Here is a 17,851-nt window from a genome sequence, read left to right on the forward strand (position 1 = left end):
TACAGATGGGTTACACACGAAAGAGTTCGATAAATTCATTTACTGGTGTGTTCGCCAGCTTATCGTAATCCTCAGATAAGTTTAAAATGCGGTTGACTTGTTTGAAAGGAAAACGTGTTTTTAAGTTATTTTGGAATTTGTTCAATAAGAGCGGCAGTCCTTCGTCACGGCGGCGTCGGTGGCCAATAGGATATTCAATGGCGATCTGGTCGGTACACGTACCGTCCGTAAAGAACACTTGCACGGCATTAGCGATTGAACGCTTATCAGGATCCAGATAGTCCTTACTGTATTGTTCATGTTCAATGGTCTCCATCACATTTCTCAACCGGTCAATTTCGGGGTTACGGGCAACGACATCTTCGTAATGATCTGCGTTAAGTTCTCCGTAGATTAATCCGATGGCCGTAATGTACTGCAAGCAGTGGTCGCGGTCAGCCGGGTTGTGAAGAGGACCTTTTTTATCAATGATCCGGATGGCTGATTCGTGAGTAGTGATCGTAATCCGATCGATTTCGTTTAATCTTCCTTTTACTTCATCGTGCAGTTCGATGGCGGCCTCTGCTGCCGTCTGGGCGTGAAATTCAGCGGGATAAGAGATTTTGAACAAGATGTTCTCCATCACATAGGAGCCGAACGGACGGGCGATGGTCAGCTCTTTACCGTTAAAAAACACGTCTTGAAAGCCCCATTCTGGTGCGGAAAGCGCTGTTTTATACCCCATTTCTCCATTCATCGTCATCATGGCTAATCTTACTCCGCGGCTGGTCGCATCCCCGGCAGCCCAGGATTTGCGGGATCCTGTATTCGGGGCATGACGGTACGTACGAAGACTGGAATTATCAATCCAAGCTTGTGAAACCGCGTCAACGACTTCTTCTTTACCTCCGCCCAGCATAGCTGTTACGACTGCAGTTGTAGCGACTTTAACGAACAGGACGTGATCAAGTCCTTGCCGATTTAAGCTGTTTTCGAGAGCTAAAACCCCTTGAATTTCGTGGGCCTTTACTATGTTTTCTAACACTTGATCCATGGTCAGTGGTTCTTTTCCTTCAGCGAGTAATTTCCGGCTGAGATAATCAGATACTGCCAAAATTCCACCGATGTTGTCAGAAGGATGTCCCCATTCCGCTGCCAGCCATGTATCGTTATAGTCAAGCCATCGGATCATACATCCAATATTGAAGGCTGCGTGGACAGGGTCCAGTTCATAAGCTGTTCCTGGAACTCGTGCTCCATTAGGTACAACTGTTCCTGGAACAATTGGACCGAGATGCTTTGTACATTCCGGAAATCGAAGAGCCAAAAAGCCGCAGCCTAAAGTATCCATCAATACGTACTGAGACGTTTCAAGAGCTTCTTGACTAGTAATTGAGCCATGAACAGCATAATCGGCGATTTGTTCTAATATCTGATCTGTCGTCGGTACTTTCACTTCTGTCACTTTCATCTCCACCTTTTTCTATTATGTAATATTGCCTTAAAAAAGCAGGGACGGGCTTGCGCTTAAGGGTGCAAGCCGCGAGGTCCATTATAAAGCACTCGAGGTCTGAATAATTTATTGTTCCCATATTGTTCAGCTACGTGAGCGCATAATCCTATGGTTCTAGCAGCAAAGAAGACCGGGGTGTATAAATCGATGGGAATGCCTAATAGGTAGTACACAGGAGCGGCATAATAATCCAAATTCGGATATAAACCTTTTTCTTCTTTCATCAGTTGTTCTCCTGCCTCACACATTTCATAAAGATCTCCCCGTTGTTTGTCATCGGACAGACACTTTAACGCTTTTTTCATAAGAGTTGCCCTGGGATCCATTTTCTTCATATACACGCGATGGCCAAAGCCCATAATTTTTTCTTTGTTTTTAAGCTTTTGGTGGAGGAGGTGGCGGAATCCATCAGTCGTTTTCGCCTCGAGCAGCATGTGCATGACAGCTTCATTTGCCCCACCATGAAGGTTTCCCTTTAATGAAGCTGCTGCTCCTGTAAGGGCTCCATAAAGATCTGAGTTTGTAGAGGCGATCACTCTTGCGGTGAATGTAGAGTTCGGCATTTCATGTTCACTGTACATCATTAATGATTGATCAAAAAAATCTGCATCCGTCGGTGTAGGCATTTGACCGGTGATCATGTACAGAAAATTTGTACTGAATGGGAGTTCTTGTTTAGGGTCTACAGCTGGTTCATCATGAAGAATGTGATAGCTGTTTGCTACGACGTTGGGGATTTTTGCTAACAGACGGACGGCGGTTTGGCTAATTTCCTCTTCTTTTCGCGCTTCTAATTGCTTATCGTAGCCTGCAAGGGCAGAAATACCAGTTCGTAGTGCATCCATCGGGTGAGTTTCTTTCGGCAGCTGTTTAAACAACTGGAAGAAACCATCTGGTAGATCATATTCCGTTCTTAATGCCATCTCCAATGAAGAGCGTTCGCTGTTAGAAGGAAGTTCACCTCGTAATAACAGCTGAACGAGATCGAGATACTGCGTTTTTTCGGCAAGCTCAATTAGTTCATATCCACGTATAACGATTTCTTCAGCGTCCACATCCAAATAAGAAAGCTTTGTTACGGCTGCGACCACTCCATCTAGTCCGGGTTTATAGACCGTTTGCTCAGGCATAAGGACCCTCCTTTTATAGTAAACGCTTTCAAAAAATTAAATTGCCGGGGGCTTTCCGGCCAATTCTTCAAAGACAAGGGCGTAGGCTGTTTCTAAATTTTTCAGCTCATGATCACGGTTTTCTAGTTCCGTGATTTCTTGTTTCCATTGGTCATAAGTTTCTCTGAGGGAGCAGGATCCAGAAGAAAACAGGTGATTCATAACACATGAGCTTAGTCGGTTTACGTAGTACTCGGTTGATTTCGTCAAAAGAACACCTCTAGTCGAAATAGAAATAAGGCAATAAAAAAACAACTTCCTGAGAAAGTTGTTAAGTTGCGTTCGTTCATCTGGATAGAGCAGGGCATAAGGAAACAGACCTTGCCATACTCTTACCACTCGCACTTAACACCTCCTATCCTCGTAGGTTTAGATGTTCGCTGAAACAGGCAGGTCTCCTGGCTTAATGATCATCACTCCCTGGAACCTTCCCAATCTATGAAACAAGCTTAGATCAGTGGATTTTCCAGTTCGCTCCCATATACAGTTGCGGGACAGCATCGGATTTTCACCGATTTCCCTATTAAGCAAATAAACTTTAAGCTTATCTGCACCTGAATCTGAAACGTATTCAGTTTTACTTCTTCAATATATCAAATGTTTTGAAAGTAAACAATGATTTCTCGAATCATGAAAGGGGTATTAAATCTGATCCATGGAGGGAAGGGCGTCGTGAACGGCTTACTTGAGCATGACCAGTGTAACAAGGGCCTTGGAGTGTATAATGAAAAGTTCTGTGGAAAACAGAGAACAAGGATTATCCTTGGAAAGGAAAAACTTTGCTGAGCTTTTCTCTACTATCGATGCAAAGGAAGGTATTAACGCCTTTATTGATAAGCGGAAACCTGAGTTCATTCACTCGTAGGAGGGGTTATATGTATTATCAAGTATTATTCTCGCAGCAGGAAAATGGGGTAGCATCCATTACGTTAAACAGACAGGAAGCTCTCCATTCGCTCAATGATCAAATGCTGGATGCGATTGGTAAGCAGCTCATGGAATGGGAACGAAATGACCAGGTTAAACTGATTGTTCTTAAGGGAGCAGGAACGAAGGGATTATGTGCGGGTGGAGATATTAAAACACTCTATAAAGCCAGAAGTAGTCAAGAAGCAATGGAGAAGGCCGTACAGTTTTTCCAAAGGGAGTATGAGGTGGATGAGTTAGTCTATTCATATAGTAAGCCTATTATTGCCTGTCTGGATGGCATTGTTATGGGCGGAGGAGTTGGGCTCAGCTATGGGGCAGATTACCGGATTGTCACGGAAAAAACCAAGTGGGCTATGCCCGAAATGAACATTGGCTTTTTCCCAGATGTAGGGGCAGCCTATTTTCTGAATCGTGCTCCAGGTTACACAGGACGCTACTTGGCTTTGACTGCTTCAATCTTAAAAGCTGAAGATGTTATCTACAGCCGGGCTGCAGATGACTATATGACTAGAGATACTTTGGAAAAATTTCTTGCTTATTTAGAAGAAATCGATTGGCACCAGCTTTCAGTAGACGACACATTACAAAAGGCTGTGGAACAATTTGCAGCGAAGCCACCTCAACCTAGCCAGTTAAAAGACGTGCAGGAGGAAATCGACCTTCACTTCTCAAAAGCAACTGTGGAGGAAATTGTGGATTCTCTTCAGAATTCGGAAACCGATTTTGCAAGGAAGACACGCGACACGATCTTATCTAAGTCTCCAAGTTCCGTAAAAGTAACGTTAAAACAATTGATCAAGGGAGAAGGAAAATCGCTGTCTTCTTGTTTAGATGAGGATTTTACCATTGCAAAAAACTTCCTCCTTCATGACGACTTTTATGAAGGAATCCGCTCAGTGCTCATCGATAAAGATCATGAACCGGAGTACAAGTATCAAAACTTATCTGAGGTTAGCGATGAAACGGTTCGAAGCTTTTTCGTCGATCGGAATCCTGCGGAGATTAAATAGAGTCAAAGACAAAGAACTTCCCAGAGTAAGGGGAGTTCTTTTTTAATGGGTAAATCAGACTGCTATTCATTCTATTTATATGAAAATGAAATATAATTGTAATATAAATTGTCTGTTCTTGTCGAAGTAGTGTTGTTATAATTGCAATAGATCGTAACCGTTATTATTTGAAATTATTGCCAAGAAGGAGAAGATGATGAAGAAGTTCAGTATTTGCGCTATTCCTATTTTGTTGATGAGTTTACTGGGTTTATTTGGACATAATTCTGTATTCGCTAATGATCCGGATCAGATGAGTAAGCAGGAAGTACATAATGAGCAAAAGAAAGTAGAAGAAAGAATGAACGAAAAATCCAACAAGTTATCTGAACTAAAGGCAGAAGAAAAAGAAATGAAAGATGCCTTGTCTAAGATTAACTTGAAAGTAAAAGAAAACAATGAGAAGCTGGCGTCATTAAATGAGAAGATCGAAAAAACGAAACAAGAGATTGCGTCTTTGAAAAAAGACATTGCGGCCACGAAAAAAAAGATCAAAGAAAGAAAAGCAGTTCTTAAAAAAAGAGCGCGGGCAATGCAGGTCAATGACCAGCGGACAAGCTATTTGAGTGTCCTCATGGGGTCCCAGGATTTTGGGGATTTTATTGAACGAGCGATGGCGGTAACGACCATTGTTAATGCAGACCAAAATTTGCTGGAAGAACAGAAGAAGAACCAGCAGCAGCTGGAACACGACCAAAAAGCGTTAAATGAGAAAATGGAACAGAGAAAGCAGGCGCTTGATGAATTGGAAAGTGTGAAAGTGCAATTAAACTATCAGATCGATGAGAAAAATAGTTTAATAGAAAAGATGAAGGAAGAGCAGCTGCTTACCTCCAGCGATCTTAAGGACCTCGAACAGGATTCTGCTGAGCTTTCCGAGCGGGAGAAAGAATTGGTTAAGGAAGAAAAACGAAAAGCAAGACTCGCACAACAGCGTAAGGAACAACAACGTAAAGAACAGCAGCATGAAGTCCGGCAAAATAAAGTCGAGGTGGCGTCCGCTCCTTCTGGAACTGTGAAAAAAGGAAGCAGTGCGATCGAAACAGCGATTCATGCCGGTTCTGCTCTTGTTGGAAATTCTCCGTACAACTGGGGAGGCGGCAGAAACAGTACGGACATTGCAAACCGTTCCTTTGACTGTTCTTCGTTTGTACGCTGGGCATTTTCACAAGCGGGAGTGAACTTGGGTTCAGTGACGGGCACAACGACCAATACGCTCGTCAACCGTGGTATAAGCGTGAGTGCTTCTTCCATGAAAAGAGGAGACATCGTATTTTTTGACACGTACAAAACCAATGGCCATGTAGGAATTTATCTAGGAAATGGCAGGTTTTTAAATGATAACAGTTCAACTGGAGTCACGATAGACTCGATGAACAACCCTTATTGGAAATCTACCTTTAGTGGCGTAGTCCGAAGAGTCGTCCAATAAAAATATCCTGCATCCGAAACCTCTCTATGGATTCCATAGGGAGGTTTTATTTTTAAGGGAGTTTACTATAATCGATGTTCTCATATACATAAGCCTTTGAAGGCTTGTTCATTTCTTTTACACTATCGATTTCAATTAATGGCAGCGACCAATCATTGATGACAGCTTCGTTTAACGTTCCCGTAATTTGCAGCCAGGAATCTGTTTTCAATGATTGTAAATTATCCCCTTCTGCCATAAGCCCATACAGACTTGCGTCAGCAATGCAGCAGGTTACTCCAAATCTTCCAAGTACGATCCGAGTATCTGGAAATTCTTTTTCCCGATAGACAAACCCATCTATCGTGATTTTTTTTCCTCGGAATTTGGCCGGGTTTTCCTCAAGAATACTGATCGCACCCATGTAGTTTTCTGTAGTTAACGTTATGCTGTTCTCTGAACTCATTTGCTGATAAAGCTCAGGATGGAGCTGCTGCTCGGTAATGATGCCACTTTCATCAAGCTGCTGTTTACCGGCTGACTTGCCCGTACTTTGACTATTATTTATAGAGGAATCCGTATTTTGAGAACCCGAGGCTTCATATTTAAATTCTTTTTTCTGCGCGATCGTCGTACCTAACGTGTGATCAGAGAAGAGCAGTCCTGTGAAAATAGGGACAAGAAATAAAGAGTAGACCAGCAGGACTTTAAGCGGGGATCCCGTCGGTGCGTGGTCATGTCCACAGTCGCAATTTTCTTCTTCATGCTCCTCCTTGGTGCGGAGGAATTGCATGAAGCACAAAAGGGCAAGAACAAAAAATGAAAAATAAACATACGGAAACATTTTCGGTGATACATAGTTATAAATATTGCCAGTGACCATCAATTTAAAAATTAAAAACGTAAATCCCAGCAAAACGATCCTCTGGATAAATAAATGAGTCGACTGTTTCAATTCTGTGCCCTCCCTTCGTTAATACCAAAAGCTGTACAGGAGAATAACTGAGAATACAACGACCGTCACAAGTACTAAAAACCCTGCCACAAACTTGTTTTTAAAATAGGCGAATAATAAAATGGTATTTTTTAAATCAATCATGGGACCGTAAACTAAAAAGGCTAACAAAGAGGTGCCGGAAGTAACTGACTTAAAGGAAGCAGCAACAAATGCATCAGCTTCCGAACAAAGAGAGAGAACGTAAGCCATTCCCATCATAGCTGAAGGGCCGCTTACCAGCCCGTGTCCGACATTTAATAACGTTTCCCGTGCCAGAAAAGCCTGAATCACGCTAGCTACCAGGGAGCCAAATAGTAAGTATTTTCCCATACCAAAAAATTCGTCAATGGCGTGGTGCATCGTCTCTTTCCATTTTCCTATCCTTTTATGGGGATGATGGTGACCGGATGCAGATGAATGAATTCCTTTCAATTGGTTGCTGTCCCCGTAAAAACAATAGATGAGCAGACCTAGTATAATGGATACGACAAAGGCCAGTCCCATTCGTTCAAGTGCGACGTGGTGACTCGACTGAAAAGCGTAATAGGTGGATAGATACACAATCGGATTTAATATGGGGGCAGAAACGAGAATAACAAATCCTACATGGAGGGGCATGCCTTTTTGAACGAGCCGTCTAACGATTGGTACAACCGCACATTCACAAATAGGAAAGATCGCTCCAATGATAACCCCAGGGATAATCGCCAGGATCGGATTGGAGGGAATAAAACGCTGTAAATGTTCTTCTTTAATAAACGACTGGATAAGCGCCGAAATAAAAACACCGATTAGTACAAAAGGGATAGCTTCTAGGAATATACTAAGAAACAGCGTATTGATATCCAGGATTTCTTGCGGAAGAGCTGCGTATTTTTCAATGGGGATAAATTCCCCGCCGACAAAAGCGACAAAGATAGCCACGAACACGAGGGAAAATATGAAATAGATGAGCGCATTTGAAGTTTTGACGAGCATAACAGGAGACCTCCTTAAATGTAACGATTACTGTTTTGTTAATCTATTAAATCTTACTCTTTGATAACCAAAAATATTCCGATTTTTATTGGATCCTATTAGTAGCGGAAGAAAGTCTAGTTTCTTTAAAGCTCGTGAGTGAATTAGTGGCGTTGGCCTGGGAAACGAACTTAAATCATAGGGATCCCAGCAGGAAAGAAATAGTAGAGCTCTATCGTTCATTAGAAAAGCCGCCTTTCTCGGACATTTACTAAGTGAGACTTGAGTTCAGCTTCATGGTTTGAAATAATTGGAATAACCAATCCGATTTTAAGGAGGACTGATGATGCAGGGAATCGCAGCCATGTTAGCCGTTCTTTCATCTGCCTTATTTTTGTACTACTGGGGAAAGTCAGGCTATGACTATGACGGAAAGAAGAATGATGAGAAAGACAGCTGAACTTTGAAGGAAAGCAGGCATTCAGTTGAATAGGCAGACGCTGCATTTATTTATGGCGATCGGCTATATCGGCCTTCTCCTTATTGCTTTATCGGTTGTGAAGCATGTCGCTGGTCCTGGCAGCCAAGGGTTAAGTATTTTTGGGATAATCTTTTTACTCACCTATCTAAGGTTTTTAGAAAAGAGCCTTGGTATCCCTGAGAAATCCTTTTGGATCAGCAAAGCTTTATTCATCGTGGTGTTTACGGTTTTTGCATTTTGGTTTTACTTCTAAGCAGAAAAGCCCGCTTGAATCCTTCCTGAGATTCAAGCGGGCTTATTGTTTTACTTGTGTTTTGGACTTAATTGTTCTCTAACTTCTTTACTTACTGCTCCAGGACCTCCTAGAATATATAGGTTTTTAATATCCATGCGGCTGTAGACGGACTGAGTGCTTTCGGGTACCTTGTCTGTTTTTACGAGCAAGGATACCGCGTTGTGCTTGGCCGCGAGCACCGATCCTGTCAGAGCATCGGCGAATTCATAGCCTGTGGAAATAAAGGCTGTATTGGTGTCGTCATATAGCTCTTCAGCTACTTTTGCTGCTGTTTCAAAGCGGTGGTCACCGTTTACACGGGTGGCGTTTGGCAGCTGGTGCAGGAGGTCTTTATTTACGACTGACTCTCCTCCAACGACAATGGAAGCAGAAATGTCCTGTAACGTCCGTTTGGTTGCGTTTGGCAGCTGATCATTTTTCGTGAGCAGAATCGGATAGCCATTTTCTGCTGCATACGGGGCAACGGAGAGGGCATCCGGGAACTTGCTGCCGTTTGCCACAATGGCTTTTTCAGGGTTGCCGTCAAGCCTTGCTGCTATGGAAGCGGCTGTTTCATAACGGTTTTTGCCATGGATTCTTTCAACACTGAGTCCGATTCCTTCCAGCTGGTATTTCGCGTAACTGGAGACAGCGTTAGGGCCGCCGAGGATAATCGCATGTTCGGCACCTAAACGCTCGATTTCTTGCCTTACATCCGCTAACAGACGATCTGTTTTCGTCAGTAAAATTGGGGCATTTTCTTTATAAGCGAGCGGTGCACCTGCAAGGGCATCAGCAAAACGATCGCCTCTTGCGATCACCACGGTATCGGATTTCTTCCAGCCTTCTCTTGCGATTTCAATGGCTGTTTCATATCGGTCTTTGCCTGCCAGACGTTGATCGGTTGTATCGTCCGTCTCATCTCCTCTTACAAGCTCAATCGGCCCGAGCGGTCCTTGATACAAACCGCCACCGAAGGAAGCATCAAAGACGCGGGTGCTGATGACGTTTTTCTCCCCGTAGCGGATCGTTTCGGCTGGAATTACGTATTCACGGTCCCAGTCCCAGGCGGAAACTAAGCCCTGCTCCCCTTCCCCAGTCGGGAAGGTTCCGGATTGAGCGACTTTCTCACCGTTCATAAAGGTTTCATCGACGTCATCAATCCTTCCGAGTCTTACTTTTAAGTCGTATCCTTTCCATTCCCTTGGTACGGTTATCGTTTTTCTATACCAGCCAAAGACGTTATCTTCCGTATAGTTGGAGTGATCTTCCCAGCTGTTAGGAAGGGTGACGGTTTCCCAGCCGCTTTCGTCGAGATCTGGGGATTTCCAGTCCATGTTATCGCCTTTGTGGAAGCGCCACTCGCCTTTAAGGCCGATCGTTGGTACAGCAACGAGCTTTGGCTCAAGGTCGCCAATTGCTACTTCGTAAGCACCGGCTTCCTGACCAGTGTCATACGTGAAGAAGACCATTTTACTTTCTCCACCTACTCCTGCCGGCACTTCCACGTGTTCCGATTTCACTCTCATTCCATCTACTTTAAGCGGGACCTCTGTCGTTCCTTTCGTAGACCCGTAGTTGGTTACTTTTGCTTTAGCGGTAATGACCCCGTTATCTGTGGTCACTTCAAGGTCGCTGTAAGCAAACGTTGGCGCTTTTTCTTTTACTTTCACCGTTTTTTCCTCGAGGTCGTTGATGCTGATCTGATAGTCGCCTGTTTCAAATAACTGATCGTAAGTCAACGTGATTTCTTTCGTATTTCCTGGAGCAATTCTTACGGTTTTTTCTGCAGCCTTGCTGCCGTTTACCATGAGGTCGAGTTTCTTACTCGTGACAACGGTGCCTTTATTTTCAGCTTCCACTTTCACATTCAATGCATCGTTGGATTGAATTTCGTTCGGAACATCCTTATAGTTCACTTCTACATTAGGTGCATTGTAGGCAGGAAGTTCCTTTGCCTCTTCTTCAGAAGCGGGATAAATCCGTACCGCTTGTCCACCACCGGCTGCGAGGGAGGCGGTAAAGGTGTCCGCACTTTCTACGATGACTTTATCGATCTCAACAGGGTTCGGATTGGTCTCCCAGTCGGCATCCTGACCATCAGAATAGACTTCTGCGACGTACATTTTATCCTTATCCAAAAAGTTCAGGCTGACGTCTAAGTCTCTGGCATGTTCGTCGGTAGTAGTGCCGATATACCACTCATCGCCGCTTCTGTGAACAGTTGTAATATAATCACCAATTTTACTATTCGGAACCATAGTGTCGTCCCAGGTGACGGGAACGTCTTTGATAAATTCAAATTCAGGAAGAATATTGCCTTCCTCGTCAGTATAATTTTCCGGCAGGTCGGTCACCATCTGTGTACCGCTCGTTACGGTAACATAAAGCGCTAGCTGCTGGGCACGTGTCGTATGGACCCGGTTAGTTGGTTTTTCTTCAATCTGCACGTCAAAAATACCAGGATTGTAATCAATCGGACCAGCCATCATCCGGGTAAATGGAAGAATCGTTAAATGGTCGGGAGGACTGCCTTCACTCCAGGCATTGTATTCCATACCCATGACTCCTTCACGGCTCATCCAGTTGGGATACGTCCGCTCAAGTCCGGTCGATTTGATCGGTTCATGTGTATCAATCATAATATGATGCTCGGCGGCTCTTTTTACAGCGTTATTATAGTGGTTCACCATATACTGTCCGTGGTGTTTTTGCCCGACTGGGTCTTTAATGCCGTTATCAGCCACATAGCCGCTTTTTATCGCATTGATCCCCAAGCTTTCATAAAGGTTATAAGCGTCTTCCATTTGGTCTTCATAGTTTTGTATATCACCGCTCGTTTCATTATGGGCGATGTATTCAACACCATTTTGTTCGGCATAATTGACGACTTCTTTTAAGTCAAAGTCAGGATAAGACTCTGTAAAACTGAACTGATCTCCATTTTCGGTCCAGTCGCCGTCCCAGCCTTCATTCCAGCCCTCCACTAAGAGGCCGATGTTATTGTTTTCGCTGTCTAAATAGTTGTGGGCAAAATCGATGTATTTTTTGGCATTTTCGGTGGTGGCTCCGTGTTTTGGACCGGACGCCCAGGTGGATTTGTCGATGTGCATTTCCCACCAGATGCCCATGTATTTCATTGGTTTGATCCAAGAGGTGTCTTTATAATCGGTTGGTTCGTTTAAATTGAGGATCATGTCGGACTCCACTAAGTCACCAGCGGTATCCCCCATCTGCACGGTGCGCCACGGCGTCTCGACAGGAAGAGAATCTTTTTTCACCTTGACGTCGCTGTCCGGCCACGGGGCCAGGATGCTCTTCAACGACGTTTCTGTTCCTTCCTCTGCTTTGAGTGCCATACCTGAATAATCGATTAAAGCGGCTTCGTGAACGGTGAGATGTACCCCGTCAGGAGTTTTCATAGTTAATGGGGTGCTGACTTCGTCTACGTCACTTAAAGGGGTCTGATGGTAGTTGTATTCGTAGCTGTCCCAATCATTTGGAATCCACCATGAGGTATTGTTATCGGAAAAGCTGAACTCCGTATCTTCTGAAACGATCTGCAGGTTTTCATCGACATTCGGCTGTTTTGGAATCACATAACGGAAGCCGACGCCATCGTCGTAGACACGAAAGACGAGATTCAGCTTCCGCTGCTGGCCGGATTTTTCCTGCAATTCTACGGTTAATTCGTTGTAATGATTGGTAATGCTGGATTTTTCACCCCAGACAGGTTTCCAAGTATGATTAAACGTTTTCACAGAGGTATTCACGATTTCAAAATTGTTGTCCATGGGATCTTGATTTTTAAAATGAAATCCGAGAGAGGAAGGGTCAATCCTCTTCTTTCCTTTGTAAGTAATTTGGTATTGCGGAGTGCCATCTTCTTGGAGTGAGACTTTCACTGCTATGTTTTTGTCTGGAGAACTCATTGATGTGTCAGCCCCGTCTGCATGAGCGGTAAGGGGGAGAGACAGAAATAAGCAAAGCACGAGCAGACAGCCTAGTAAGGATTTGTTTTTTACCATAATACCCTCCTTAGTTAATCTTCCTGAACGACGGTCAGTGTGATCGGAAGCTGAATGGGTGCACCTCCCTTTCCTTGTAAATAATGTAAGCGCATACAACGTCACTATAACACGGATGAACGCGAAAAATAGAAAGAGCAATCTGCATTTTTTTGAGGTGAATCAGCATTATTTTGTGGTTTGTGTCTTATGTAGTTCCTTGGAATGACGGGAAACTAGTGAAAATAAAAGTCTTTTGATCGATATGAAAGACTAAGGACCTATTCGTTTAAATAGGCGGGGATGTGGAGAGACTTCCTATTAGCGAATGGAAAGGCGTGAGAAGTATGGAAACGACCCAGCTGCTGATTCGGCTGCTGCTTTCCTTTATTGTGCTTTTAACTTTGACGAGAATGATGGGAAGAAAAGAAATCAGCCAAATGACATTCTTTAATTTTGTATCAGCGATTTCCATTGGAACGATCGGGGGCTCCTTGATCACCGACAGGAGCTTAACGATTTTTAATGGGGTGCTTGCTCTTGTTGGCTGGTCCTTGTTTACGGTGATTATGGGATGGGTGGATATTAAGTCGAGGCCAGCACGGAAATTTATAACCGGCGAACCGATTGTCTTAATTAAGAACGGTGTATTGAATGAAAAAGCACTGCGGAAAACCCGGCTCGATCTTGATTCTCTTCGGGTACTGCTAAGAAGGGAAAAAGTATTTTCTGTTTCTGATGTGGATTATGCTATTTTCGAAACGAATGGCAAGCTGTCTGTATTAAAAAAGATTAATAAACAGCCGGCCGCCAAGGAAGACATTCAAACCTCCCTTTCGCCCGAACCGACACCGCCTCCGCCTCCGCTGGATACGGCCATTATATCCGATGGGAAAGTGCTGCTTGACAATTTAGATCTGTTTAATCTTGATGTGAATTGGTTGAAACAGCAGTTGAACAGTCACAACATTGAGTCGCCAAAGCAGGTGTTTTATGCGGAGCTCGAAGGCAACGGGAATCTTTACATTAGCAAAAAGGCTTAACTTGCAGGAAGAACCTTCTGCAAGTTTTTTGCGTTCTAGGGCAGGTAATTCCTCACATAAAAAAGGCTGCCGATTTTATCGACAGCCTTGGGAATCACATCGCTTCTTTGATACCTTTTTTTACTAACAGCCAGTTGGCCGGGTAGCTTGTTAAGAAGCCTAAAATCATCGCGATCTGCATCATGAACCAGTACGTCGCTTCATGAGGTTTTGGTGGTGTAGGGAACAATAGATAGTGAACGATCGCCATCCAGCCGAACATGCCGACTTCAAAAGCAATCAGCGAAAAGGAATCGGCTTTAATGGTTTCTTTCAAAGCGTTCATCATGCCTTGTTCTTTATTCATAGGGTAGATCGCATAAAATTGAAAAATCACCCCGAAAATATAAGCCAATATAAATTCAATCGTGTAGTGCGCAAATAATGTAGAGCCTGCAATCATTATACCCGTAAGGGCGACGATCGGTACCCCGACGGCGTCCCCAAAGGAACAGCCGGCAGCACAGTGGCTCGTAGATACAAATACTTGCGCCCCTTCACCTCTATTATCCTCTTTATCAAGGTTTTTCGCTTTTAAGCGCCCCCATTTAAAGTAAGCCCATAAAGCAAACGGTCCGAAAAACCAGCCATTTAATGGCCATACTAAGTTCATAATGGCCATCATTTGAGGATGACGAATAATATCGATTACGATAATGAGTGAGGATAATATCCCAATAGCGAGAAATATCCAGGAAATAACTTCTAGCATAAGCTTCACCTCTTTATGTGATTTCATTTATTAAAAATATACCCCGTTTATGTATTTTGATAAACGTTAATTCCTTTTAAACATTGATAATTCATTTGATTGACTAATAATACCTATATAGGGTATATTAAAAATACGGAGAGGAGACCGAATATGTGCGACCATCAATTACCAGAGAACAGCGGGAAAGAGCCAGTCAAGCCTAGAACGGATGAGGAGAAAACAGCGGTGTTAAACCGCTTGAAGAGAATAGAAGGCCAAGTGAGAGGCATTCAGAAAATGGTGGAGAATGATCGCTACTGTGTAGACATTCTCGTTCAAATCTCAGCGATTAATAAGGCTATTAATAAAGTAGGGTATTCCTTAATGGAACGCCACACCCACCATTGTGTAGCCGATGCGATTAAAAAAGGAGAAGGCGAAGAAGCCATTGACGAATTGATGAAGGTGGTTCAGCAATTCTCTAAATAAGAAGGTGAATCAAGATGAGTGAAGACAAAGATGTCAAAATAGGCATAACCGGGATGACTTGTGCCGCCTGCTCTACGCGGATAGAGAAATCTTTAAATAAAATGAATGGAGTCGAGGCGGAAGTCAACCTGGCGACCGAAAATGCCCGTATTCATTACAACGAAGATGAAGCAAGTTCACATGATATTCAAGAACGTATCCAAAAGCTCGGGTATGATGTGGAGAAGGATACGGTCGAATTTGATATCTATGGCATGACCTGTGCTGCATGTTCTACGAGAATTGAAAAAGTTCTGAATAAAATGTCCGGGGTGGAAAAGGCTTCGGTCAACCTGGCCAGTGAAATCGGTCAGGTCAGCTATTACCCCGGGATGGTAGAAGTGAATGACTTAATTGCCCGTATTCAAAAGCTCGGCTACGATGCAGAACGAAGAAAAGACCGGGAAGATAAACAGTCTCATAAAGAAAAAGAGCAGAAAATGCAGAAATACAAACTGATTGCTTCAGCGGTACTGTCTTTGCCGCTCTTCCTCATTATGGTTAGTCATATGGCGGGCGTCGAGCTGCCGAATCTATTGGTAAATCCTTGGCTTCAGTTTGTGCTCGCGACTCCGGTGCAGTTTGTCATCGGTTTTCAGTTTTATGAAGGCGCCTATAAGAACCTGAAGAATAAAAGCGCCAATATGGATGTGCTTGTAGCTCTTGGGACGAGCGCCGCATATTTTTACAGCGTCGTGGAGTTGATTCGTTCATTAATCAATCCAGGAATGAATGTCCATTTATATTTTGAAACCAGTGCGATCCTGATTACGTTGATTTTGTTAGGGAAATACTTTGAAGTCCTGGCGAAAGGCCGCACTACTCAGGCGATTTCCAGCCTGCTTAACTTGCAGGCAAAGGAAGCGACATTAATCGAAGGTGGCGAGCAGAAAAAAGTAGCAGTCGATGAAGTGAAAGTGGACGATGTTCTGTTAGTCCGACCCGGGGAAAAAATCCCTGTTGACGGTGTCATTCAAAGCGGTCATACGTCAGTGGATGAGTCCATGATTACAGGGGAATCCATCCCCGTTGATAAAGAGGAAGGCGCCAAAGTAATTGGAGCAACGATCAACAAAAACGGAACGATTCAGATGAAAGCAACAAAAGTAGGAAAAGATACAGCTCTTGCCCATATCATTCAGGTAGTTGAAGAAGCACAAGGCTCCAAAGCACCAATCCAGCGGCTTGCGGATGTTATTTCAGGGTATTTTGTCCCTATTGTTGTCGCCATTGCCGTAGTCATGTTTGTTATCTGGATCACTGTTATTAACCCAGGAGAGCTTGCTTCAGCCCTTGAAGCATCGATTGCTGTTCTCGTAATTGCCTGTCCTTGTGCGTTAGGACTCGCCACGCCGACTTCCATTATGGTTGGAACGGGGAAAGGCGCCGAATTGGGAATCTTGTTTAAAGGCGGCGAATATTTAGAAACGACACACAGCTTAGATACGATGGTATTTGATAAAACAGGAACTCTGACGAAAGGCGAGCCGGAGGTTACGAATTTTGAAACTGAAAGAGAAGACCTGCTTGAGCTCCTCGTCAGTGCAGAAGGCCAGTCCGAGCATCCGCTGGCTTCAGCGGTTGTGGAATACGGAAAAGCAAAAGGCAACTCTCCTGGTGAGGTGGAGCAATTTGAAGCGAAACCCGGGTTCGGTATTCAAAGCGTTGTAGCTGGTCATACCTTGCTTATTGGTACGCGAAAACTACTGTCCAGTGAAGACATTGATTTTTCCAAGTATGAAGCCACGATGAAAGCGTGGGAGGAAGAAGGAAAAACAGTGATGCTCATTGCGGTCGATGGCAAGGCTGAAGGTATGATTGCGGTCGCCGACCAGTTAAAGGAAACAGCTGCTGAAGCCATGAAGGAGTTAAAAGAACTTGGACTGCATTTAATCATGCTCACAGGGGATAATGAAAAAACAGCAAACGCGATCGCTGAACAAGCTGGAATAGACGAAGTAATTGCTGAGGTGATCCCCGAAGAAAAAGCCTCTCATATTGAACGCTTAAAAGGTGAAGGCAGACGGGTCGGCATGATCGGCGATGGCATTAACGATGCACCTGCACTTGCTTCTGCCGATATTGGAATCGCAATCGGTACAGGTACTGATGTCGCGATTGAAGCAGCAGACTTAACGATTATGGGCGAGGACTTAACGTTAATTCCAAAAGCCATTACGTTAAGCAAGAAAACACTGAAAAATATCCGTCAGAATCTCTTCTGGGCGCTGTTCTATAATTCAGCAGGCATTCCAATAGCTGCTGCAGGCCTGCTTGCCCCTTGGCTTGCGGGTGCAGCGATGGCGTTCAGTTCCGTCAGTGTTGTAAGTAACTCGCTTCGCTTGAAACGAGTAAAAGTGTAATTCCAGATGAAAGGAGGGAGAATCCATGCAGAAAACATTAAACGTTCAGGGCATGACTTGCGGCCATTGTGAAAGTGCCGTAAAGGGAGCCTTGAATGAGCTTAATGGTGTCCAAGCTGTAGAAGTTCACCTTGATTCAGGAAAAGTGGATGTGACCTACAGCGAGGAGAAAGTGAACCAAGATGATATGAAGGAAGCCATTGAAGAGCAAGGCTATGACGTTGTTTCCTAAATCCTTTAAAAGCCCCGTTTCCTAATGGAAGCGGGGGCTTTTTTATTTTTTCATCGACCAGGAGTGAAGCGCCCCTTCCCTTGCCGCGGTCGAGCGCCCGAGTTTCCTCACAGAACCCCGCTCGGCGATCTCGGATTCCCTTTCTTCCGCAGGAGTGGAAGGGTCATCACTCCTTGGGACCTTCT

General features: G+C 44.1%; 14 protein-coding genes and 1 riboswitch. Of the genes, 7 read left to right on the plus strand and 7 right to left on the minus strand.

Annotated elements, in window-relative coordinates; genetic code table 11:
- Positions 1–10: 10 nt before the first annotated feature.
- From MUN89_RS07405 to MUN89_RS07415, 3 genes are read right to left on the minus strand one after another with little or no spacing between them, the layout of a single operon-like run.
- Entirely contained in the window at positions 11–1,450 is a 1,440-nt protein-coding gene (locus MUN89_RS07405) for a bifunctional 2-methylcitrate dehydratase/aconitate hydratase (RefSeq protein ID WP_305852442.1), read from the minus strand.
- Positions 1,451–1,506: 56 nt separating this feature from the next.
- Positions 1,507–2,622 (minus strand): citrate synthase, encoded by a 1,116-nt coding sequence (mmgD, locus tag MUN89_RS07410; RefSeq protein ID WP_244712585.1) that lies wholly within the window; start codon positions 2,620–2,622, stop codon positions 1,507–1,509.
- A 36-nt stretch (positions 2,623–2,658) separates the two neighbouring features.
- Complete coding sequence (locus MUN89_RS07415; RefSeq protein ID WP_244712587.1) at positions 2,659–3,006, minus strand: hypothetical protein; 348 nt, start codon at positions 3,004–3,006, stop codon at positions 2,659–2,661.
- Between the two features lie 26 nt (positions 3,007–3,032).
- Positions 3,033–3,234: riboswitch (cobalamin riboswitch) on the minus strand.
- Between the two features lie 302 nt (positions 3,235–3,536).
- On the opposite strand from MUN89_RS07415, the gene MUN89_RS07420 reads away from it, so the two are divergent.
- Positions 3,537–4,601 carry an enoyl-CoA hydratase/isomerase family protein gene (locus MUN89_RS07420; protein WP_244712589.1) on the plus strand — a complete coding sequence of 355 codons (1,065 nt, stop codon included), beginning with the start codon at positions 3,537–3,539 and terminating at the stop codon, positions 4,599–4,601.
- A gap of 235 nt (positions 4,602–4,836) precedes the next feature.
- Positions 4,837–6,072 carry a coiled-coil domain-containing protein gene (locus MUN89_RS07425; protein ID WP_244712590.1) on the plus strand — a complete coding sequence of 412 codons (1,236 nt, stop codon included), beginning with the start codon at positions 4,837–4,839 and terminating at the stop codon, positions 6,070–6,072.
- A 52-nt stretch (positions 6,073–6,124) separates the two neighbouring features.
- Here MUN89_RS07425 and MUN89_RS07430 read toward each other — a convergent pair whose 3' ends face one another.
- Together MUN89_RS07430 and MUN89_RS07435 are read right to left on the minus strand one after the other, a co-directional pair.
- Positions 6,125–7,006 carry a TIGR03943 family putative permease subunit gene (locus tag MUN89_RS07430; protein WP_244712592.1) on the minus strand — a complete coding sequence of 294 codons (882 nt, stop codon included), beginning with the start codon at positions 7,004–7,006 and terminating at the stop codon, positions 6,125–6,127.
- 18 nt (positions 7,007–7,024) lie between these two features.
- Positions 7,025–8,026 carry a permease gene (locus MUN89_RS07435; protein ID WP_244712594.1) on the minus strand — a complete coding sequence of 334 codons (1,002 nt, stop codon included), beginning with the start codon at positions 8,024–8,026 and terminating at the stop codon, positions 7,025–7,027.
- Positions 8,027–8,490: 464 nt separating this feature from the next.
- Between MUN89_RS07435 and MUN89_RS07440 the strand changes: the two genes are divergently transcribed.
- The gene (locus MUN89_RS07440) at positions 8,491–8,739 is read left to right on the plus strand and encodes a hypothetical protein (protein ID WP_244712595.1); all 249 of its coding nucleotides are present in this window, start codon (positions 8,491–8,493) and stop codon (positions 8,737–8,739) included.
- Positions 8,740–8,789: 50 nt separating this feature from the next.
- On the opposite strand, the gene MUN89_RS07445 is transcribed toward MUN89_RS07440, so the two are convergent.
- On the minus strand, positions 8,790–12,788 hold the full coding sequence (locus MUN89_RS07445; RefSeq protein ID WP_244712596.1) for a glycoside hydrolase family 97 N-terminal domain-containing protein: 3,999 nt from the start codon (positions 12,786–12,788) through the stop codon (positions 8,790–8,792).
- Between the two features lie 326 nt (positions 12,789–13,114).
- Here MUN89_RS07445 and MUN89_RS07450 point away from each other — a divergent pair, with 326 nt between their 5' ends.
- Complete coding sequence (locus MUN89_RS07450) at positions 13,115–13,810, plus strand: DUF421 domain-containing protein (RefSeq protein WP_244712597.1); 696 nt, start codon at positions 13,115–13,117, stop codon at positions 13,808–13,810.
- A 94-nt stretch (positions 13,811–13,904) separates the two neighbouring features.
- Here the strand turns inward: MUN89_RS07450 and MUN89_RS07455 are convergent, their stop codons facing one another.
- On the minus strand, positions 13,905–14,561 hold the full coding sequence (locus MUN89_RS07455) for a DUF4396 domain-containing protein (protein WP_244712598.1): 657 nt from the start codon (positions 14,559–14,561) through the stop codon (positions 13,905–13,907).
- A 153-nt stretch (positions 14,562–14,714) separates the two neighbouring features.
- Between MUN89_RS07455 and MUN89_RS07460 the strand changes: the two genes are divergently transcribed.
- From MUN89_RS07460 to copZ, 3 genes are read left to right on the plus strand one after another with little or no spacing between them, the layout of a single operon-like run.
- Positions 14,715–15,032 (plus strand): metal-sensing transcriptional repressor, encoded by a 318-nt coding sequence (locus MUN89_RS07460; RefSeq protein ID WP_244712599.1) that lies wholly within the window; start codon positions 14,715–14,717, stop codon positions 15,030–15,032.
- A 14-nt stretch (positions 15,033–15,046) separates the two neighbouring features.
- Complete coding sequence (locus MUN89_RS07465; protein WP_244712600.1) at positions 15,047–17,434, plus strand: heavy metal translocating P-type ATPase; 2,388 nt, start codon at positions 15,047–15,049, stop codon at positions 17,432–17,434.
- Between the two features lie 25 nt (positions 17,435–17,459).
- Positions 17,460–17,666, plus strand: coding sequence for a copper chaperone CopZ (copZ, locus tag MUN89_RS07470; protein WP_244712601.1), 207 nt, complete (start codon positions 17,460–17,462; stop codon positions 17,664–17,666).
- Positions 17,667–17,851: the final 185 nt, after the last annotated feature.

Source organism: Halobacillus salinarum, assembly GCF_022919095.1.
GTDB classification, from domain to species: Bacteria; Bacillota; Bacilli; order Bacillales; family Halobacillaceae; genus Halobacillus_B; species Halobacillus_B salinarum.